Source organism: Streptomyces sp. NPDC040718 (assembly GCF_055593565.1).
The window spans coordinates 11,730-32,536 of the sequence record NZ_JBVIXO010000001.1; the positions used below are offsets into that span (position 1 = coordinate 11,730).

General features: G+C 75.7%; 14 protein-coding genes. 5 read left to right on the forward strand and 9 right to left on the reverse strand.

The window, feature by feature from the left end:
- The first annotated feature begins 121 nt into the window (after window positions 1-121).
- Together eccCa and ACZ597_RS00060 are read left to right on the forward strand one after the other, a co-directional pair.
- A complete protein-coding gene (eccCa, locus tag ACZ597_RS00055; protein ID WP_471322863.1) occupies window positions 122-4,075 on the forward strand; it encodes a type VII secretion protein EccCa in 3,954 nt (1,317 codons plus the stop codon).
- Between the two features lie 168 nt (window positions 4,076-4,243).
- Window positions 4,244-4,477: a DUF397 domain-containing protein gene (locus ACZ597_RS00060; RefSeq protein ID WP_007266914.1), complete on the forward strand. Its 234-nt coding sequence runs from the start codon at window positions 4,244-4,246 to the stop codon at window positions 4,475-4,477.
- 73 nt (window positions 4,478-4,550) lie between these two features.
- On the opposite strand, the gene ACZ597_RS00065 is transcribed toward ACZ597_RS00060, so the two are convergent.
- From ACZ597_RS00065 to eccB, 4 genes are all read right to left on the reverse strand, one after another.
- The gene (locus ACZ597_RS00065) at window positions 4,551-4,862 is read right to left on the reverse strand and encodes a WXG100 family type VII secretion target (protein WP_471322866.1); all 312 of its coding nucleotides are present in this window, start codon (window positions 4,860-4,862) and stop codon (window positions 4,551-4,553) included.
- Window positions 4,863-4,905: 43 nt separating this feature from the next.
- Window positions 4,906-5,259, reverse strand: coding sequence for a WXG100 family type VII secretion target (locus ACZ597_RS00070; RefSeq protein WP_471322869.1), 354 nt, complete (start codon window positions 5,257-5,259; stop codon window positions 4,906-4,908).
- 150 nt (window positions 5,260-5,409) lie between these two features.
- Window positions 5,410-6,618, reverse strand: a complete 1,209-nt coding sequence (gene mycP / locus ACZ597_RS00075; RefSeq protein ID WP_471322872.1) for a type VII secretion-associated serine protease mycosin — start codon at window positions 6,616-6,618, stop codon at window positions 5,410-5,412.
- Between the two features lie 11 nt (window positions 6,619-6,629).
- Window positions 6,630-8,210, reverse strand: a complete 1,581-nt coding sequence (eccB, locus tag ACZ597_RS00080) for a type VII secretion protein EccB (protein WP_471322875.1) — start codon at window positions 8,208-8,210, stop codon at window positions 6,630-6,632.
- 262 nt (window positions 8,211-8,472) lie between these two features.
- On the opposite strand from eccB, the gene eccE reads away from it, so the two are divergent.
- From eccE to ACZ597_RS00095, 3 genes are all read left to right on the forward strand, one after another.
- The gene (gene eccE / locus ACZ597_RS00085) at window positions 8,473-9,747 is read left to right on the forward strand and encodes a type VII secretion protein EccE (protein WP_471322877.1); all 1,275 of its coding nucleotides are present in this window, start codon (window positions 8,473-8,475) and stop codon (window positions 9,745-9,747) included.
- Entirely contained in the window at window positions 9,744-10,460 is a 717-nt protein-coding gene (locus tag ACZ597_RS00090) for a hypothetical protein (protein WP_471322880.1), read from the forward strand. The genes eccE and ACZ597_RS00090 overlap by 4 nt, the downstream gene beginning before the upstream one ends.
- 317 nt (window positions 10,461-10,777) lie before the next feature.
- Window positions 10,778-13,510, forward strand: coding sequence for an SCO5717 family growth-regulating ATPase (locus ACZ597_RS00095; RefSeq protein ID WP_471322883.1), 2,733 nt, complete (start codon window positions 10,778-10,780; stop codon window positions 13,508-13,510).
- Between the two features lie 63 nt (window positions 13,511-13,573).
- Here ACZ597_RS00095 and ACZ597_RS00100 read toward each other — a convergent pair whose 3' ends face one another.
- From ACZ597_RS00100 to ACZ597_RS00120, 5 genes are all read right to left on the reverse strand, one after another.
- A complete protein-coding gene (locus ACZ597_RS00100; protein ID WP_471322885.1) occupies window positions 13,574-14,533 on the reverse strand; it encodes a bifunctional riboflavin kinase/FAD synthetase in 960 nt (319 codons plus the stop codon).
- Window positions 14,534-14,653: 120 nt separating this feature from the next.
- Window positions 14,654-18,757 (reverse strand): hypothetical protein, encoded by a 4,104-nt coding sequence (locus ACZ597_RS00105; protein ID WP_471322888.1) that lies wholly within the window; start codon window positions 18,755-18,757, stop codon window positions 14,654-14,656.
- A 245-nt stretch (window positions 18,758-19,002) separates the two neighbouring features.
- Window positions 19,003-19,911, reverse strand: a complete 909-nt coding sequence (gene truB / locus ACZ597_RS00110) for a tRNA pseudouridine(55) synthase TruB (protein WP_470977503.1) — start codon at window positions 19,909-19,911, stop codon at window positions 19,003-19,005.
- Window positions 19,908-20,360 carry a 30S ribosome-binding factor RbfA gene (gene rbfA, locus ACZ597_RS00115; RefSeq protein ID WP_362394283.1) on the reverse strand — a complete coding sequence of 151 codons (453 nt, stop codon included), beginning with the start codon at window positions 20,358-20,360 and terminating at the stop codon, window positions 19,908-19,910. Before rbfA ends, truB begins: the two co-directional genes overlap by 4 nt.
- A gap of 33 nt (window positions 20,361-20,393) precedes the next feature.
- Complete coding sequence (locus ACZ597_RS00120) at window positions 20,394-20,687, reverse strand: DUF503 domain-containing protein (RefSeq protein WP_361610452.1); 294 nt, start codon at window positions 20,685-20,687, stop codon at window positions 20,394-20,396.
- Window positions 20,688-20,807 lie beyond the last annotated feature (120 nt).

The following is a 20,807-nucleotide window of genomic DNA, read 5'->3' on the forward strand; positions in this document are numbered from 1 at the left end:
TCCACCGGCAAGTAGGATCACCGTTCGCGTCGGGCGCGGGGTGCGGGAGTGCCCCCCGGTGCCCGGGACTTGGGGGCGCCGGCCGCGACGTCCCGCCCGCTCTCGAGGGATTGATGCTCCGGTGAGCCAGATCGTCGTCAAACGCCCGCCGCGGTCCCTGCCGCCCGAGGTCCCTTCGGACGAGCTGCGGCTGGAGGCGCCGCCGGAACTCCCGCGGGGGCAGCAGGAGGGCATGCTGATGCAGCTCCTGCCGATGCTGGGCATGGGCTCCTCGGTCGTCTTCTTCTTCATGCCGGGTGCGGCGCCGTTCATGCGGATCATGGGCGTGCTGATGCTGGCGTCGACGGTGGGCATGGTCATCGCCCAGCTGGTGCGCCACCGGCGCGGTACGCAGGGGCAAATGGCCGACGTCCGCCGGGACTACCTCAAGTACCTCGCGCAGACGCGGCGCCAGGTGCGGCGCACCGCGCGGGCGCAGCGCGACGCGCAGCTCTACCTGCACCCGGCGCCCGACCAGCTGTGGTCGGTGGTGGCGGAGGGCTCGCGGCTGTGGGAACGGCGGGTCGGCGACGCGGACTTCGGGCAGGCCCGGCTGGGGCTGGGCGCGCAGCGGCTCGCGACCGCGCTGGTGGCTCCGGACACGGCCCCGGTGGACGAGCTGGAGCCGCTGGCGGCGGGTGCGATGCAGCGCTTCCTGAAGGTGCACTCCTCGCTGGACGGGCTGCCGGTGGCGGTGTCGATCCGGGCGTTCTACCACGTGACGGTGTCCGGGGAGGCGGAGTGGGCGCGCGGTGCGGCGCGGGCGATGGTGGCGCAGCTGGCGACGCTGCACTCCCCCGAGGACCTGGTGGTGGCGGTGGTGGCCGCGCCGGGGGCGGTGCCGTCGTGGGACTGGGTGAAGTGGCTGCCGCACACGCAGGTGCCGGGGCAGGTCGACGGGGCCGGCACGAAGCGGCTGTTCGGCGACGACCTGGGTGAGCTGGAGGGGCTGCTGGGGTCCCGGCTGGAGGGCCGGCCGCGGTTCAGCCGGGAGGTGTCGCCGGTGCTGGACCAGCCGCACCTGGTGGTGGTCCTGGACGGCGGGCTGGTGCCGCCGGACTCGGTGTTCGCGGCGGCCGAGGGGCTACAGGGCGTCACCGTCGTCGAGGTGGTCGCGGGCGAGCTGGACGAGCATCGCGGCGGGCTGTCGGTCGTGGTGGGGCCGGGCCGGCTGCGGCTGGAGTCGGGCGCGGGGGTCGCGTACGAGGGCACCCCGGACACCCTGTCGCTGCCGGCGGCGGAGGCGCTGGCCCGGCAGCTGGCGCCGCTGCGCACGGGCGGCGGGGACGACGACGAGCCGCTGCTGGCGAACCTGGACTTCACCGACCTGCTGAACCTGGGCGACGCGGCTTCGGTCGACGTGTCCCGCACCTGGCGGCCGAGGTCGGCCGGCGAGCGGCTGCGGGTGCCGATCGGGGTGGGCGAGGACGGCGCGCCGGTGATGCTGGACCTGAAGGAGGCCGCGCAGGAGGGCATGGGCCCGCACGGGCTGTGTGTGGGCGCGACCGGTTCGGGCAAGTCGGAGCTGCTGCGGACGCTGGTGCTGGGGCTGGCGGTGACGCACACCTCGGAGACGCTGAACTTCGTCCTCGCCGACTTCAAGGGCGGCGCCACGTTCACCGGTATGGGGCAGATGCCGCACGTGGCGGCGGTGATCACCAACCTGGCGGACGACCTGACGCTCGTCGACCGGATGGGCGACTCGATCCGCGGCGAGCTCCAGCGCCGGCAGGAGCTGCTGCGTTCGGCGGGCAACTACGCGAACATCCACGACTACGAGAAGGCGCGCGCGGCGGGCGCCCCGCTGGAGCCGCTGGCCTCGCTGGTGCTGGTGATCGACGAGTTCTCCGAGCTGCTGACCGCGAAGCCCGACTTCATCGACATGTTCATCCAGATCGGCCGGATCGGGCGCTCGCTGGGCGTGCACCTGCTGCTGGCCTCGCAGCGGCTGGAGGAGGGCAAGCTGCGGGGCCTGGACACGTACCTGTCGTACCGGATCGGGCTGCGGACCTTCTCGGCGTCGGAGTCGCGGACGGCGATCGGGGTGCCGGACGCGTACCACCTGCCGTCGGTGCCCGGTTCGGGGTACCTGAAGTTCGGTACGGACGAGATGACCCGCTTCAAGGCGGCGTACGTCTCGGGCGTCTACCGCTCGGGCGGGCCGGACCTGGCGGCGGGGCCGTTCCCGGTGGAGCGCCGGCCGGCGCTGTTCACGGCGGCTCCGGTACCGGTGGTGTACGCGGCGCCGGACCCTGCGCACCTGGCGGAGCGGCCGGCGCGGGAGGACGACGCGCTGGCTGACACGGTGCTCGACGTGATCGTGGGGCGGCTGGAGGGGCAGGGGGTGCCGGCGCACCAGGTGTGGCTGCCGCCGCTGGACCGGGCGCCGTCCCTGGACCAGCTGCTGCCGGCCCTGGCGCCTTCGGCGGAGCGCGGACTGCACGCGGAGGGGTACACGCGGCCGGGCGGGCTGGTGGTGCCGCTCGGGCTGATCGACAAGCCCTTCGAGCAGCGGCGCGAGGTGCTCTACCGGGACTTCTCGGGCGCGGCGGGCCACATGATGGTGGTGGGCGGCCCGCAGTCGGGCAAGTCGACGCTGATGCGGACGCTGATCTGCTCGTTCGCGCTGACGCACACCCCGCGCGAGGTGCAGTTCTACGGGCTGGACTTCGGCGGCGGCGCGCTGTCCTCGGTGGCGGAGCTGCCGCACGTGGGCGGGATCGCCTCGCGGCTGGACCCGGAGCGGGTGCGGCGCACGGTCGCGGAGGTGGCGGGGATCCTGGCCCGCCGCGAGGAGTTCTTCCGGGCGAACGGCATCGACTCCATCGGCACGTACCGGCGCAGGCGCGCGGCGGGCGAGCTGCCGGGCGAGGCGTGGGGGGACGTGTTCCTCGTCGTCGACGGCTGGGGCGGGTTCCGCGGCGAGTACGAGGGCCTGGAGCCGGTGGTCACGGACATCGCGGCCCGCGGGCTCGGCTACGGGATCCACGTGGTGGTCACGGCGGCCCGGTACATGGAGGTGCGGGCGGCACTGAAGGACCAGCTGCTGGGCCGGCTGGAGCTGCGGCTGGGCGACGTGATGGACTCCGAGTTCGACCGGCGGGTGGCGGCGAACGTGCCGACGGGGATGCCGGGGCGGGGCCAGGTGCCGGAGAAGCTGCACTTCCTGGGGGCGCTGCCGCGGACCGACGGGGCGCACGACGCGGAGAGCCTCTCGGAGGGCACCCGGGAGTTCGTGGCGGCGGTGCGCTCGGGCTGGAGCGGCCCGTCGGCTCCCGGGGTGCGGCTGCTGCCGCGGCTGCTGCACGCGGACCGGCTGCCCAAGGGCGGGGAGTTCCCGGAGCGCGGGATCGCGATCGGCATCGACGAGACCGCCCTGGAGCCGGTGTTCGTCGACTTCGAGAGCGACCCCTTCTTCCTGGTGTTCGGCGAGAGCGAGTCGGGCAAGACGAACCTGCTGCGGCTGATCGCGCAGCAGATCTCCCAGCGCTACCGGCCGGACCAGGCGAAGCTGGTCGTCGGCGACTACCGGCGCGGGCTGCTGGGGGCGCTGCCGGAGGAGCACCTGCTGGAGTACGCGCCGATGGCGGGTTCCCTCCAGATGCACATGGAGGCGCTGGTCGGGGTGTTCTCGCGCAGGCAGCCGCCGGCGGACGTCACCCCGCGGCAGCTGCGGGACCGCAGCTGGTGGACGGGCCCGGACGTGTTCATCGTGATCGACGACTACGACCTGGTCGCCACGAGCCAGGGCAACCCGCTGTCGCAGCTGGTGGAGTTCCTGCCGTTCGCCCGGGACACCGGGGTCCGCTTCGTCGTCGCGCGCAGCTCGGCGGGGGCCTCGCGGGCGATGTACGAGCCGTTCATGCAGCGGATCAAGGAGCTGGGCGCGCAGGGCGTCGTCCTGTCGGGCGACCCCTCCGAGGGCGACCTGCTCGGCAGCGTCCGCTCCCGCCCGATGCCCCCGGGCCGCGGACACTACGTGTCGCGCCGGCGCGGTACCTCGCTGGTCCAGCTGGGCCGGATGCCGGGGCTGTAGGGCCGGGGCCGGCGGGTCCGGGCCACGGGGTCCGGACCGGGGTCCGGACCGGGGTCCGGACCGGGGTCCCGCGGCCTTGGGGGAAACGGCTCCCCCGGCGGCCGCGTTCCGCCGATAATCGGCAGCGAAGACCGAGCAGCACCGCACGACCGACGGGAAGGGCCGCACATGGGCACCCAGCAGGAGAAGGACGAGCTGTACGCGCTCGACATCAGCGACGTCGAGTGGCAGGGGCCGCCCGGGACCAGCCCGGACGAGGAGCGCGTGGAGATCGCCAAGCTGCCCGAGGGCGCTGTGGCGATGCGGTCCTCGCTGGACCGCGACACGGTGCTGCGCTACACGGCCGCCGAGTGGGAGGCCTTCGTGCTCGGTGCCCGGGACGGGGAGTTCGACCTCACCTGAGGCGGGCTGCCCGGGTACGGCGAAGGGGGCGCGCCCCGCGCGGGGCGCGCCCCCTTCGGCATGCCGGGCGGGCTCAGAAGGCCTCGGTGAACAGGCGGGAGGCCTTCACGTCGGTGGCGCGGTAGTCGCCTTTGCCGCGCTCGATGAGCTTGGCGACGCCCTCCAGCTGCTTCTGCATGTTGTCGGCGCGGCCGTGGTACTTCCTCTGGAGGTCGAGGTACGCGACGTGCGCCTCGCCGTCCCAGGTGTCGGTGACGACCTTCACGGCCGACTCCATCTCCTCCAGGTCCTTGAGGATGTTCCTGGAGACGACGCGGATGCGGTCCGCCATCTGCTGGACGCTCGCGTACCGTACCCGGGTGTGGCCGTCTTCGCTGCCTGCCATGTGCTTCTCCTTCGGGCTGGGGTGGTCCGGGGCGACGCGGACGTCAGAGGTTTTCGAGGCCGGAGCGGGTGCCGCCTCCGGAGGCGGAGCCGGATCGGGCGTTGATCGTGTTGAACGCCGCGTGCACGTCCGCGTCCTGCGCGTTGGTCAGGTTCTTCGTCTGCGCGACGGCGTTGTGCAGGACGGAGAGCAGCCGGCGGACCTCGTCGTGGTCGAGGTTGAGGTCCGACTGCGCCTTGCGGAAGCCGTCGGCGCCGACGCCGGTCCAGCCCGCGTGTACGGTTTCGAGGATGTCGGCCAGCTCACGGGCCTGGGTGGTGACGGCGGTGGCCGTCTCGGAGATCTTGTTGGCCGCCTTGACGACCGGATCGTCCGCAAGTCCGAAATTGCTCGTCATCCGAAGCTCCTCACTTCTCAATTCCCCGACAGCGCGGGCGGATCGCATGGCGGAGCGGAGGCCGCCGACGCCAATTCGCGCCGCGCGCACCGTACTTCCCCCTCCGCTTCACACGGATCCCCGATCACGGTCGTGAAGCCTGGCGTCACTCTAGTCACTGCGGCTCCGGCGGGCGTCGCGCAGGACGGTCGCGGTCCCGGCGACGACGGCGATGAGCACGCCCGCGATCCCGAGCGCGTACGTGCCGATCCGCTCGTCGCGCTCCCGGGCGGTCTCCGTCATCGGGAGGGCCGCCGCCTGCGGTGCGGCCGCCGGGGGCGGGCCGGGGTCCGGGACCGGTGGCCTGGGCGGCTCGGCGTCCTGGGTGAGCGCCCGCACCGGGTCCACCACACCCCATCCGACGTAGTCGTCACGGCCCTTGACGGAGCGCTCGGCGGTGTTCTGGATCTGCCAGACCACCTCCTGCGGGGTCCACTGCGGGTGCTCGGCGACCAGCAGGGCGGCGACCCCGGCGACGTAGGGGGCGGAGAAGCTGGTGCCGTTGTCGATGCACTGGCCGAAGCCGGGGACGGTGGAGACCATGTCGACGCCGGGGGCGGCGACCCCGATGAAGTCGCCGGGCTGGGAGAAGGCGGCCCGTTCGTTGTTGCGGTCGGACGAGGCCACGGCGAGGACCCCGGGGAAGGCCGCCGGGTAGGTCCTGCGCTTCTGCCCGCTCAGTCCGTCGTTGCCCGCCGAGGCGATGACCACGGCCCTGGCGGCGAGGGCCCGCTGGACGGCCTTGCCCAGTTCGGAGTCCGGGGTCAGCGGGGCGTCGGTGTCCTGGGAGATGTTGATGACGTGGGCGCCCTTGGCGACGGCGTGGTCGACCGCCTGGGCGAGGGTGGCGACCCCGTTGCCGGTGCCCTGGCCGTCGTTCTGCCGGATGGGGATGACGGTGGCCTCGGGGGCGAGGCCGACGAAGCCGGTGCCCTGCTGGGGGCGGGCCGCGATCAGCCCGGCGACCTTGGTGCCGTGCCCGATCGTGTCGTTCGTGCCGTCGCCGCCCTTGGGGTCGGTGAAGTCCCGGCCCGCGCCGGTGTCGAGGGCTCCGGCGAGCTGCGGGTTGGCGCGGTCCACGCCGGTGTCGATGACGGCGACCCTCACCCCCTGGCCCCTGGTGCGGGCCCACAGGGCGTCCAGCATGACCCGCTGGAGGGCCCAGGGCCGGTCGGCGATCTGCTTCTTCATCGGGAAGGTGCACTCGCCCGCCCCGTCCAGGGCGAGGGCGTACGGGGACTGCGGCGCGGGCGCCGTGCCGCCGAGGGCGGCCAGGGCGAGGGCGGCGGCCGCCAGGGCGGCGCGGGTGTGCTGCGACATGGCCGGCGCCCTCACGAACCCTGCGGCTGGCGTGCCGAGTTGGTGTCCAGACGGGGCCCCTTGGAGAGGAACTCCGACCACGCGATCGGCACCATCGCGGGCGCGATCCCGCCGTAGCCGAGCCGCACCTGCGCCTGGCTCGGCTCGGGCCGGCCGTCACCGGCGGCGCCCGGCGCCTGCGGGTCCGCGGCGCCGATCCCCGACTGCCGGGCGTCGCTGTCTCCGTTGGCCTGGACGGCGTACCGCAGGCCGGTGTCGGTGACCAGGAACAGGGTGCCCGCCCCGCCGGTCTGGCGGCCCTGGACCTGGGTGTAGAGCAGGCCCGTGCCGGGGGTGACGTACGAGCTGGTGCCGCTGGCGGTGATGTCGACGGGGAAGCCGGTGCCGGCCCAGGTGCTCAGGGTCTGCCGGCCCTGGCCGTCGACGGAGCGCAGGACGTTGCACACGGTGTCGCGCCGTTCGCCGCCGTTCGCGGCGCCCGGGGTGTCCGCGACCCGGTTGACCTGGGTGCCGCGCCGGCGGGGCCACTTGGCGTCGTCCTTGAAGGGAGGGGCGTTCGGATCCAGGGACTTCAGGTCGGTCTCGCGGGGCTTGCCGTGCATGCCGAGGCCTTCACCGGCGGGCGAGTGGATCAGCAGCCAGGCCACGAACTCCGAGACCGGGGCGATCCGGTCGGGCAGTACGACGTAGTACTGCGTACCGGATCCGGTCTGCGCGGTCAGCACCACGCCGACCCTGCCGCCGGCGCCCCCGGGCCCAGGGGCGCCGGCGCTCGCCCCGGGGGTGCCGGGCAGCTGCGGGAAGGCCAGGTCGTCGCCGGGGTTGAGGGTCGCCAGCCACTCCTCGGTGACCGGCTGCGGGGTGGCGCCGGTGCCGACCAGGGCCGTGGTCAGGATCCCGGAGTCCGGGCGCCCCTCGGGGAACCGGTACTTCGTGCCGGCCGAGTCGACGAGGAAGCGCTCCTTGGCCCCGCCGGTGCTCTGGACGTACAGCACCTGGGTGTCGGTGGTGCGGTTCCCGTCGTCCGTCAGGCCCGACTCCCGGTCGGCGAGGACGAAGGCCGCGGTCTGCACGCCCCGGTTGTTGCCGCCGGGCTGCTGGCAGACGGCCCAGCGCTTCGCCTTCGCGGCATCGGCCTTGTCGGGGAGCCGGTCGGGGGCGTAGGGGATGCCGATGATGGGGCCGCGCGGGGGCTTGCCCGCGTCCAGCACCTTGTCCTCGACCTGGACGACCTTGGACTTGCGGGGGTCGAGCAGCAGCCGGGCCGAGGCCAGGTTCAGCACGGGGTGCAGCCGGGTCTGCCCCTTGCCGTTCACCTTCGTGGTCAGGACCACGTACCGGGTCGTCGACTGCTTGCCGACGACGACCACGGCTCCGGGTTCGTCCCACCCCTTGGGGGCCTGCGGACGGAACATGCCCCAGGCGCCGAAGCCCGCGACGATGAGCGCCCCGGTCACCACTCCGGGCAGCACCGCGCGCAGCGGGCGGGGGGCGCCCTCCTCGGTACCGGTGGCGGAGGGCTGGAGGAACGCGGCCACGGTGCGCCGCTTCGCGAAGGTGTACGCGTTGAGCTCATCACGTCGTGATGCCATGACCGTCTGCTTCTCCCCGCGCGGCCCGGCCGGTGGGGCCGTTCCCCGGGCCTTGGTTGTCGGACCGGGGACCTACTATGCCTCTTGACGGAGGGTCGGCAGGTGCCGGGTGGGCCGGGGCGGCGGCCCGGCGCCCGCCGGATCCCTCCGGTCCGGGGCATTCAGGGCTGTTGGGGTGGATGGTGAGGTTCCGGTGCCGGCGGCTGCTGCCGCGCGGCCCGCGGACTCCCGGGTTCCGCCCGCGAGTTGGGGAGGTGCGCGAGTGAGGGCCAGCGCGACGGCGCCGCGTGCGGCCGCGGCCGCACCCGCACGCGGCGGGGTCACTCCGCATCCGCGGTCGGGCCCGGGCCGCTTCGGCCCGTTCCGACTGCAACAGCTCGTGCTCCTCCAGCTCGCGGCCGCCGCGCTGCTCGTGGCCTGGGTGGTGGAACCGCTGCTGCTGGTGCCCGCGGGCGTCCTCGCGGTGGTGCTGGCCCTGCTCGCCCTCGTCCGCCGCCACCAACGCTCCCTGCCCGAGTGGATCGGCGGCGCGCTCGCCCTGCGCGCCAGGCGGCGCAGGGCCGTCGCGTCCACCGTGCCGGCGGGCACCGAGCCGGGGCTCGCGCCGCTGGTCGAGGCCGATCCGGCGCTGCGGACCACCGCCTTCGGCGACCGCGACCGGCGCCCCGTCGGGCTGGTCGGCGACGGGACGTTCCTGACGGCCGTGGTCCAGGTGGACACGGACGCCGGCGCGCTGCGGCCCGACCGCGCGGAGCGGCCGCTGCCGCTGTCCCTGATCCGGGACGTCCTCGAAGTGGACGGAATCCGGCTGGAGTCGGCGCAACTGGTGCAGCACACCCAGCCCGCCCCGGCCCCGCACCTGCCGCCCCGGTCGATGGCCGCCCTCAACTACGCGCCCCTGCAGGCCCGTACGGGCACCCCGGGGGTGCGGCTGACGTGGATCGCGCTCAAGCTCGACCCGGAACTGTGCCCGGAGGCGGTCGCCGCGCGCGGCGGCGGCCTCGCAGGGGCGCAGCGCTGCGTGGTGCGGGCGGCCGACCAGCTGGCCGGCCGGCTGGCCGGGGCCGGGTTCCGGGCCACCGTGCTCACCGAGCAGGAGCTGACGGGCGCGCTGGCGACCTCCTCGTGCGCCAACCCGATGGCGATCACCCAGGCGGGGCGTACGGCGAGCACCGGCCGGCGCACGGAGGAGACCCCCCGGACCTGGCGCTGCGACGACCGGCGCCACACCACCTACTGGATAGGCCGCTGGCCCCGGCTGGGCGGGGCGGGGGCCGGGCTGCCCCAGTTCGCGGCACTGCTCACCTCACTGCCGGCGCTGGCGACCAACTTCAGCCTGACGATGGCCCCGGCGGGGCGGCAGGGCGTCACCCTGACGGGGCACGTACGGGTCACCGGGCGCAGCGACGAGGAACTGGTGGCCGCCCGGCGGGAGCTGGAGCGGACCGCGCGGGGCGTACGGGCCGGGCTGGTCCGGCTCGACCGGGAACAGGTTCCGGGGCTGCTGGCCTCGCTGCCGCTGGGAGGGGCGCGATGAGGGGTCCGGCATCCGTCAGGGGCGGTTTCGGGCTGATCGGACCGCGCCGGGAGCGGCACGTGGTGCCCGCGGCGGACCTGGACGCGCTGGCGCTGCCCGTCGGGGACGACGGGGTCGTCATCGGCGTGGACGCCGAGGGGCGGCCGGCGGTGCTCGGCGTGAACCGGCCCACGCCGTACGAGGTCACGCTGATCGGCGGCCTGTGGACGGCGCAGGTGCTGGCGCTGCGCACGGCCGCGACGGGGGCCCGGGTCGCGGTGGAGACCGGGCGGGCGCCCGTGTGGTCCGGGCTGGCCCAGGCGGCCGGCGGCGGGCAGCAGTGCGTGACCCTGCACGACGTGGGCCGGGTCCCGCCGCAGGGCGCCTCGGCGGGCAGCCCGGTGCTGGTGGTCCGGGACTGCGGGATGCGGCCGCCGCGCGGGCGGGTGGTGGCGGGGCCGTGGCAGTCGGTGCTGACCCTGCTGCCGTACCTGAGCCCGGCCGCGCCCCGGCTGGTGCGGAACTCGGCACTGGTCGGGGTGCAGCGGGTGTCCCCGGACGAGGCGGAGCAGGTGGGCGCCCTGATGCGGCTGCCGGGGGCGGCGGTCGAGTCGCTGCCGACCCTGGGCGACGGGGTGACGCTGTGGTGCACGCCGCGGGACCGGAAGTTCGTGATGACGCAGGGGACGGAAGCGGAGACCGGGCTGCTGGGGGCGGCGCGGCGCATCGACTGACGGCCCGGTCGCCGGGACGTGCGGGATGACGGTTGCTCAGGGCCGGAGCGGCCTGTAGGCAGGAGTACGGGGGCGGGACCTCGGCCGTGTCCTGTGGATGGGGCCGGATCCGTCCGCGGCTCCCCCGGCCACCGCCGGGGGACGTTGGCGACCGACGAGAACGCGGCGCGGCGCGGTGCCGGCCACCGCGGGCCCGGCCTGATCCCAAAGGCACGGCCTCGGGGGCTTTCGGGCGCGGGGCGCGATTAGGCTGGGCGCGGGCGCGGCGTCGAGGTGGGCGCCGACCGGTGTTCGACAGACCAGGAGGGCCAGGACCAGTGAGCGGCGATCGGAACGAGAGGCGCGGCGGGACGTGGGACGTCCCGACGGACGATCAGTCCGACGCGGAGCCCGATGTGACGGGCGAGTTCACCATCGACTACACCCCGCCGGCCTGGTACACGCAGGGCGCGCCCGCGCAGCCCGCGCCGGTCCCGGGGCTGCCCGGGCTGCCGGAGGGCAGCGGCTTCGAACCCCACCGCCCGGCGGACGTGGTCTCGCCGCCGACGATGCGGATCGCGCCGGGGTCTCCTCGCGCGTCCGAACCCGAAGCACCGGCCGCGCCGACCCCGACCCCTTCCGCGGCTCCGGCTCCGGCTCCGGCCGGAACCCCGGGAGGGCCGTCCACGTTCCCCGCCCAGGGCGCCGAAGCCCCGGGCCAGGAGGCCGCGTTCCCGGCCCGGAACGCCGAAGCCCCCGGCCAGGAACCCGCCTTCCCGGCTCCGGGCGCATCCCAGGCCGCACCCGGGTTCCCCGGACAGAGGGCGGATACGGCCGGCCCGGCCGGCTACCCGACCCACGGCGCCGAAGCCCCCGGCCAAGAGCCCGCCTTCCCGACTCCGGGCGCAGCCCAGGCCGCGCCCGCGTTCCCCGGACCCGGCACCGAGGTCCCGGGCCAGCAGCCCGCGTCCCCGGCCGGTCCGGCCGGCTACCCGGCCCACGGCGCCGAAGCCCCCGCCCAAGAGCCCGCCTTCCCGACTCCGGGCGCAGCCCAGGCCGCGCCCGCGTTCCCCGGACCCGGCGCCGAAGTCCCGGGCCAGGGGCCCGCGCACCCCGGGCAGGGTGTCGGGTTCCCGGCTCAGGGCGAGGTCCCGGCCGCGCCCGGGTTCCCCGTGCAGGGGGCCGAGGCTCCTGGTCAGGGCGCCGACGGCCTGGGCGGCGCCCCGACCGGGGCCTCGGGTCAGGGGGCGGGGTTCCCCGGCTCGCAGGCCGGGCCGCCCGCGCACGGCGAAGGCCCGGCCGGAGCCGGCCCCGTGCAGCGGGACACCGGTGCGGCCGAGCCGTTGCCTGCGCTGCCCGGGGGTACCCCGGCGGGGTTCGCCGCGGCGTCCGCGCAGGCGGAGCCCCCGGCGCCGTTCACGGTGCCCACCGTGGCACCCATCGCGATGCCGGCCGCTTTCGCCGACGCCGATCCCGCTCCGGCCGACGCCGTACCGCAGGGGTTCGCGGCCGTCGCCGAGGAGGCTGCCCCCGCGCCCGGGCGGACGCCCACCCCGGCCGGGGGAACTGCGGTCGCCGGGCCCGCGGATACTCCGTTCGGGGGATCCGGCTCCGAACTGCCGCCGCTCCCGCCCGCGTTCGCCGCCACGGGCGCGCCCCAGGGCTACGGCTTCCCGCCGGCCGCCCCGGAAGGACAGCCGCAGCCGCAGCCGCAGCCGCAGGCCCAGGGGTACGGGTTCCCGCCGGTCACCCCCGGGTCGCAGCCGCAGCCCCCGCAGGGGTACGGCTTCCCGCCCGTCCCGCCGCAGCAGCAGCACGCGCAGGCGCAGCAGCCGGCACCGCAGGCGTACCCCGCCCCCCAGCCGCCGCAGGCGCAGTGGCAGCAGTCGGGCCCCGGCCAGGGCCCCGGCGCTCCGCTCGGCTACACCGCCGCCGTGGAGCTGTCCTCCGACCGCCTGATCCGCGCGAAGCAGAAGCCCAAGCCCACCCGCTCCGGCTTCCGCTTCGGCGGCAAGGCCGCCGAGGCCGACCGCCAGCGCAAGCTGGAACTCATCCGCACCCCGGTGATGTCCTGCTACCGCATCGCCGTCATCAGCCTCAAGGGCGGCGTCGGCAAGACCACCACGACCACCGCCCTCGGCGCGACCCTCGCCACCGAGCGCCAGGACAAGATCCTGGCCATCGACGCGAACCCCGACGCCGGCACCCTCGGCCGCCGCGTCCGCCGCGAGACCGGCGCGACGATCCGGGACCTGGTCCAGGCGATCCCGTACCTGCACTCGTACATGGACATCCGGCGGTTCACCTCGCAGGCCCCCTCCGGCCTGGAGATCATCGCCAACGACGTGGACCCGGCGGTCTCGACGACCTTCAACGACGAGGACTACCGCCGCGTCATAGAGACGCTCGGCCGCCAGTACCCGATCATCCTGACCGACTCCGGCACCGGACTGCTCTACTCCGCCATGCGCGGCGTCCTGGACCTGGCCGATCAGCTGATCATCATCTCCACCCCGTCCGTGGACGGCGCGAGCAGCGCGAGCACCACGCTCGACTGGCTCTCCGCCCACGGGTACGCCGATCTCGTCTCGCGCTCGATCACCGTCATCTCCGGGGTCCGCGAGACCGCCAAGATGATCAAGGTCGAGGACATCGTGCAGCACTTCGAGACCCGCTGCCGCGGGGTCGTGGTCGTGCCGTTCGACGAGCACCTCGCGGCCGGCGCCGAGGTCGACCTCGACCTGATGCGCCCCAAGACCCGGGAGGCGTACTTCAACCTGTCCGCCCTGGTCGCCGAGGACTTCACGCGCGCCCAGCAGCAAGCGGCGCAGGCCCACTGGGGCGCACCCCAGGGGCACCAGCCGCCGCCGCAGCACCCCCAGCAGCAGCCGCAGGCACAGCCGGGCCCGTACCAGCAGCCGCACGCGCAGCCCCCGCAGGGGCCCTCGCCGTACGGGCAGCAGCCCTACCCCCAGCCCGGGCGGCCCTGGCAGCAGCCCCCGGCCGCCCCCCAGCCGCCGCAGCAGCCGGGCCCGTACCAGCCCCCGCCGCGCGACCCGCGCCTCGGCTGACCGGCCCGGACACGCCGAAGGGCCCGTACCGTCCCGGGGACGGTACGGGCCCTTCGGCGTAGGTCAGCGCCGCGCGGCGTCGAAGGCGTCCGTCAGGACCCGCGCCCGCTTCACGTCGTCCGCGATGGCCTCCAGCAGCCCGTCGAGCGACTCGAACTTCGCCATCCCCCGCACGTACGCGAGGAAGTCGACGCACACCTGCTTGCCGTACAGGTCCAGCCCGACGCGGTCGATCGCGTACGCCTCCACGGTCCGCTCGGTGGCGTCGAACTGCACGTTCGTGCCGACCGAGATCGCCGCCGGCATCCGCTCGCCGTCGGCCGTCAGCCAGCCCGCGTACACCCCGTCGGCCGGGATCGCGGTGTGCGGCTGGGTCTCGACGTTGGCCGTCGGGTAGCCGAGCTCGCGCCCGCGCTGCGCGCCGCGCACCACGATGCCCTCGACGCGGTGCGGGCGGCCCAGGATCTCGGCGGCCCCGTCCATGTCCCCCTCGGCGACCAGCTTGCGGGCCAGCGTGGAGGAGAACGGCACGCCGCCGCCCGCCTCGCCGCGCTCGACCAGGTCCACGACGTCGACCTCGTAGTCGTAGGTGGAGCCCAGCTCGCGCAGGAAGTCGACGTTCCCGGCGGCCCGGTGGCCGAAACGGAAGTTCGGGCCCTCGATGACGGCACGCGCGTGCAGCTTGTCGACCAGCACCTTCACGATGAAGTCGGCCGGGGACAGCTGCGAGAACTCGGCCGTGAACGGCAGGATCAGCAGCGCGTCGACGCCGAGGCCGGCCATCAGCTCGGCACGGCGGTCGTAGGGGGCCAGGATCGGCGGGTGGCTGCCGGGGCGCACCACCTCGCTCGGGTGCGGGCTGAAGGTGACGACGACCGCCGGGACACCCAGCGCGCGGGCCTTCGCCACGGCCCGTCCGATGATCAGCTGGTGTCCCCGGTGCACACCGTCGTAGGAGCCGATGGTGACGACGCTGCGTCCCCAGTCCTGGGGGATGTCCTCCAAGCCACGCCAGCGCTGCACTGTGACCGCTCCTCGCCCGAACCCGTGTAGTCCCTGTACTGAATTGCCGATTGCAGGTCTAAGACTGCCATGCCGTCGGCCGGGGCCCCGCATCGGCTCTGGCCGGAATCGTTCCCCGCCTCAGGTAATGTCCGGCGCGGCCCTGCGAAGAGTCTCCACGGTACGCCGGGCGCCCGGCCCGAGGAGTGCCGCCGCCTCCGTCGCGGCCTCCGTCAGCCAGCGGGAGACCAGCGCCCCGAACACCGGATCGGCCCGGGCCAGCTCCACCGTGCGGTGCTCGAAGACGGCCGGCCCGCCGGGTGCCCGCAGCAGCTGCCGCCCGGTGCGCCGCAGGAGCTCGCGGGTACGGACCTCCGGGCGCCGGCAGCTCCCGGCGGCCAGCCCCGACAGGAAGGCGCCGAGCACCGCCGGATCCGACTCCTCGCGCAGGAGCACGTCGGCCAGCTCGGCCCGCAGCGGGTACGAGGACTCCGCCCCGGGCGCGGCCAGTACGCCGGCCACCTCGGCCCGCACCGGCGCCGGGGCGCTCCGCAGCAGGGCCAGGACCAGGGGGCGCAGCACGGGGCCGGCCGCCGGGCCCTGGTCGAGGCGCCGGTCCACGAAGGCGGCGGCGTGCGGGGCGTCCTCGGGCCGGCGGGCGAGGTGGTCGCGTACGAGGTCGCCCGCGCGGCGGGCCAGGCCGGGGGTGGTGAGCGCGGCCAGGGCGCGGATCACCTCCCCGTCGGCCCGGGCCCGCAGCGCGGCGAACACCGCGTCCGGGTCGGGGAGTACGGGCAGGGCCGCGACCAGCGCGGAGGCGGGCAGCCGGGAGCCGCCCGCCGGGTCCCGGAAGCAGTCGAGGGCGTCGGGCAGGTAGCGGGCCCGCGCCTGCGGGTCGCGGAGCAGGATGCCGAGGGCGCTGCCGTGGAGGCCGGTGTCGCCGGGGCGGTCCAGGAGCGCCCGGGCGGCGTGGCGCAGCAGCTCCCGGTCGGCGGGGGTGCGGACGTGCGGGGCGGTGGCGAGGCCGTACGCGGCGGCGGCCACCCGGCGTTCGGGCCGTTCGTCGTGGGCCCAGCGGTCGACGGCCCGGCACAGTGCGGACGGCTCGTCCTCCGCGAGGACGGCGAGGAGTTCGTCGGCCCGCGGGTGGGCGGCGCCGACGAGGGCTTCGGCGAGGTCGTCCACCGCGAGGCGGCGGTGCGTGTGCAGCAGGGCCTGCGCCGCGGTGGCCACGGTGGCTCCGGGGCGGCCGCGCAGTCGGCGCTCGTCGGTGAACCAGGCGCAGACCAGCGGCAGGACGAGCCGTGGGGCGCGGGCCAGGCGGCGGGCGGCGGCCTCCAGGTAGTGGTGGTCGGAGGGCAGCAGCCGGCGCAGCAGGTCGAGCCGGTCGCACTCGGGCAGCCGGAGCCGGTTCCAGAACCAGCCGCCGAACTCGCCGGTGCCGGACCGCGCCACGTGCTCGGCCAGGGCGTGCAGGACGGGCAGGTACGGGGTGGCGTCGGCGGCGCCGAGCAGGGTGGCGCGCAGGAGGCGGGAGGCCCACCAGACGCGGTCGGGGTGGACGGGGCCGGCGCCGGCGTCCCCGGCGGCCCGCTCGGCGAAGGCGTTGAGGGCGGCGACCAGGGCGTCGAGCCGGCCGCGCGCCTCGGCGGGCGGGAGCCTGCGGAGGGCTTCCAGCACGGGCCCGATGCGGTGCCGGGGTACGGGCGGGCCCGCGTCGGCGGGGCCGTGGTGCACGAGGCCGTCCAGGGCGCCCGGGACGTCGAGGTGCCCGGCCTGGAGCCAGTCGGAGAGCTCCTCGTGGGCGAAGCGGAAGCCGGACCCCGCAGGGACCAGCAGGCCCTCGGTGAGGACGGCGGAGGCCCAGCCGGTGCGCCAGGGGAACAGCTCCTCGAAGGCGGCCCGGTCCAGCTGGCCCTGCCCGGGGCCGAGGCACCGCCGGGCGGCCTCGTGCACCCGCCCGGCCACCCGGGCCGCCAGCCGCCGCACCCCGGGGCCGTGCACCCCGGCCCCCGCAGCGGCCCCGCGACCCGCCCCGGCCGCCGCCGCGATCCGGACGGCGACGCGGAGGGCCACCAGGTCCAGGTGCGCCGCGAACACCTCGTCGCGGCCCGGGCGGCCGGCGGTGACCTCGGCGGCGCGGATCCCGGCGAGCAGGCGGAGCGTGAGCGGGTGCCGGGCGTCCGCCTCCCGCACCGCGTCGTCCGGGATCCCCAGCCGGGCCCGGGCCTCGTGCGCCTCCTGCGGGCTCAGGTCCCCGACGGGCAGCGCGGGCGGCAGCCGCCGGGCGGCGCGGGCCGGGGTGTGCAGCAGCTCCGGCGGGTAGAGGTCCCCGGCCCGCTCCCAGTACTCGGGCCGGGACGCGACCACGAGCCGGGCCCCGGTGCGGTGCAGCCAGTCGGCGGTGGCCGCGGTCCACGGCTCCAGGCGGTGCGCGAGGCGGGGCGGCATCTCCTCGGGGGTGTCCAGCACCACCAGCAGCGCCCGCCCGGCGGCGCCCGCGAGCCGCGCCACCCGCTCGGCGATCCCCTCGCCGGTCGGGGTCCCGGGCACCGCGAAGCCCCCGGGGGCGGACGCGGTGGCCCCGGCCGGGCCGGATCCGGGCGGCATCCCGGGGGCCACGGAACCCCCCGGGGCGGCGCCCGGAACACGGAGCCCGGACACGGCGTCCCCGGCCGGTGACGCGCCGGCCCGGGAGTCCCCGCCGCCGGCGGAACCGGACGGGCCGGGGCCTGACGGGCCGGAGCCCGGGACGGAGCCGGAAGCACCCGACCCGGAAGCGCCGAAGCCGGACGCGCCGGGGTCGACGACGGCGGACCCGGCCAGCGCAGGCCCGGACGACGCGGACCCGGACGGTGCGGACCCGAACGGCCCGGACCCGGACGGTGCGAACCCGAACGGCCCGGGCCCGGACGACGCGGACCCGAACGACGCGGACCCGAACGGTGCGAACCCGGACGACGCGGACCCGGACGACGCGGACCCGGACGGCCCGGACCCGAACGACGCGGACCCGGACGGCCCGGACCCGAACGACGCGGACCCGGACGGCCCGGACCCGGACGGGCCGGTGCCCGGGGCGGAGGCGGAAGCGGGCCGGGCGTGCGCCGGGACGGCGGGCCCGGACGGCCCGGGCCCGGCCGGGGCCCCGCTCCCTCCGGCGGGGTCGGCGGGGCTCGGGGCGGCAGGGGCGGCGCCCGCGGTGACGATGCGGCCCGCCGCCGTCAGGGCCCGGGTCACGGCATCGCCCAGCGAGGCGTCTCCGTCGCGCAGGTCGGCTCCGCGCAGCCAGAGCGTCGGCGCGGGGCGGGGCCCTCGGGCCCGGTCGGCGGCCAGGGCGGCGAGGGCGGTGGTGCGGCCGGTGCCGGGGGCCCCGACCAGGCCGAGCACGAGGTCCGTCCCGGCGGTGAAGGCGGCCAGCCCGGCGGTGATCCCGGGCCGCGGCACGGGGTCCGGGGCGGGCTCGGCGGCGGTGGCCGGGGGGAACGCCGAGCCGAGGGTGGTGGCGGTCAGCTCCAGGGCGCCGGCCAGGTTGAGGTCCGCGCCGTAGCCCGGCACGGTGGCGGAGTTGCGCTCCAGCAGCGCCGCGAGGGGGCCTCCCGGTGCGGCCGCGGCGGCCGCGCGCAGGGGCACGGCGAAGCTCCCGGAGCGGTGCTCCGCTTCGAGAGCGGTGCCGAGTACCGCGAGCACCGCTCCGGTCGCCGCGTCCAGGACGGGCCCCCCGCAGACCTCTCCGCCGAGCCGCAGGGCGTCCCGGCCGGCGGTTCCGATGGCCAGCTCGACTGCGGCGGGGAGTACGTGGCGGCGGCCCGCCGCGGTGTGGGCGACCTCCGCGCCCGGCCCGAGCACCCGCGCCTGGCGCCAGCCCCGCGCGGGGACGCGTACGTACGTCCCCGGAGGGATCACCTCGCACATCGCCACGGGCAGCGGCCTCACGCCCAGTCCGTCGCCGCGTACGAGGGCCAGCCCGAGCTCGGGCAGGGGGGTCACGTCATCGGCCGTCGCGGGCCTGCCGGGCCCCTCGGCGCCGGGTGCGTGCAGGACCACCCCCGCCAGGCCCGCGACGGCCTCGTGGCTGGTGATCACCGTGCCGCGGTCGTCGGCGACGAAGCCGGTCCCGCGCGGGAGTCCGTCCGGGTCCCGGATCGTCACCAGCCCCGCGACCGGCCCCGCGGCCGGCCCCGCGGCACCCGCGAAGGCTCCGCGGCCGACGCCCCTCGTACCGTCCGTGACCTCGTCCGTCATCGCCGCACCACTCCCCCGCCGCGGGACCCGTGTTCACGACGGTAGGCAAGTGAAGATCAGCACGGGAAGCACGCGGGCCGAAAGCGCCCCCTTGCGCTCCCCGCATTCACTCCGAGCGCCTGCTCGGAAGGGTGAATACGGTGCTCCGGGTGGATAGAGACCTACCCGAGGGGGGTTGTGGAGCGGTGAGCAGCAGTCCGTGTGCGCTCACCGCTCCACGTCAAGCGGAGTGGGCCCCGGGCCCCTCAGACGAAGACCGCGAGGGACTTCGCCTTGCCGCCCTTGCTCTCCACGAGCCCGAGCAGCTTGCCCTCCGGCCCGTAGACGGCGACGGTGCGGCCGTCCTGGTACTCGTCGGGCATGTCGATGCGCACGCCGTTGGCGAGCAGCGAGGCCCGGCGGGCGTCCAGGTCCCAGCGCGCGAACGCGGCGGCGGCCGCCTCGCCGATCGGCATGACGGTCAGCTCCTCCTGGAGCTGGTCGAGCGTGCGCGCCTTGTCGAGCTTGTACGGGCCCACCCGGGTGCGCCGCAGCGCCGTGAGGTGGCCGCCGACGCCCAGGTCGGCGCCCAGGTCGCGGGCGAGGGCGCGGATGTACGTACCGCTGGAGCAGACGACGGAGACGACGAGGTCGACGACCTTGGTACCGTCCTCGGCCTCGGCCTCGCGCATGTCGTACACCTGGAACGACGAGATCGTGACCGGCCGGGCCGGGATCTCGAAGTCCTCGCCGTCACGGGCGCGCTTGTAGGAGCGCACGCCCTTGATCTTGATGGCGCTGACCTTGGACGGGACCTGCATGATCTCGCCGGTCAGCTTGGCGATGCCGGCGTCCACGCCCTCCCGGGTCACCCCGGAGGCGTCGGCGGACGAGGTGATCTCGCCCTCGGCGTCGTCCGTGAGGGTGTTCTGCCCGAGCCGGATGGTGCCGAGGTACTCCTTCTCGGTCAGCGCGAGGTGGCCGAGGAGCTTGGTGGCCTTCTCCACGCCGAGGACGAGGACGCCCGTCGCCATCGGGTCGAGGGTGCCGGCGTGGCCGACGCGGCGGGTCTTGGCGATCCCGCGCATCTTGGCGACCACGTCGTGCGAAGTGAAGCCGGACGGCTTGTCGACGATGACAAGGCCGTCCGGAGTCTTCCCTGCGTTGGTGCTCATTCCGCGGCTGCGTCCTCGTCGTCCTCGTCGCCCGGCTTCTTGTACGGGTCGGCGTCGCCGGCGTACTTCGCGCCGGAGGACACCTCGCGCACCTGGGCGTCGGAGGCCCGCGCCTTGTCGAGGAGGTCCTCGATGGTCTTGGCGTTCTCCGGGAGGGCGTCCGCGACGAAGGTCAGGGTGGGCGTGAACTTGGTTCCCGCCGCCCGGCCGACCGCGGAGCGCAGCACGCCCTTGGCGCTCTCCAGGCCCGCTGCCGCGCTGGCCCGGTCCTCGTCGTCGCCGTAGACCGTGTAGAAGACCGTGGCCTCCCGCAGGTCGCCGGTGACCCGGGTGTCCGTGATGGTCACGTGCGTACCGAGGCGGGGGTCCTTGACTCCGCGCTGCAGCTTCTCGGCCACCACCTCCCGGATGAGGTCCGCCAGCTTCTTCGCCCGCGCATTGTCGGCCACTGGTCCGTCTCCTTCTTTGTTGCAGACAAGCAATCAGTCTTCATCACCGTGGTACCGCCGTCTCACGGACAGCAGCTCCACTTCCGGACGCGCCGCGACCAGCCGCTCACAGCGGTCGAGTACGTCCGACACGAACCCCGCGTCCCCGCTCACCAGGGCGACCCCTATACGGGCCCTGCGGTGCAGGTCCTGGTCTCCCACCTCGGCCGCGCTCACGGCGAACTTGCGCTGGAGCTCGGCGACGATGGGCCGGACGACGGAGCGTTTCTCCTTCAGCGAGTGGACGTCGCCGAGGAGCAGATCGAAGGACAGAGTCCCCACGTACATGCAGTTCCGGATATCCCGCCGGTGCGGGTTCGGTGGCCTGCCGGCCGTCGCTCGGCAGGGTCACCAGAACCGTACACGCAACGGCCGGGGCCGATCGACGGATATTCCGCCGACCGGCCC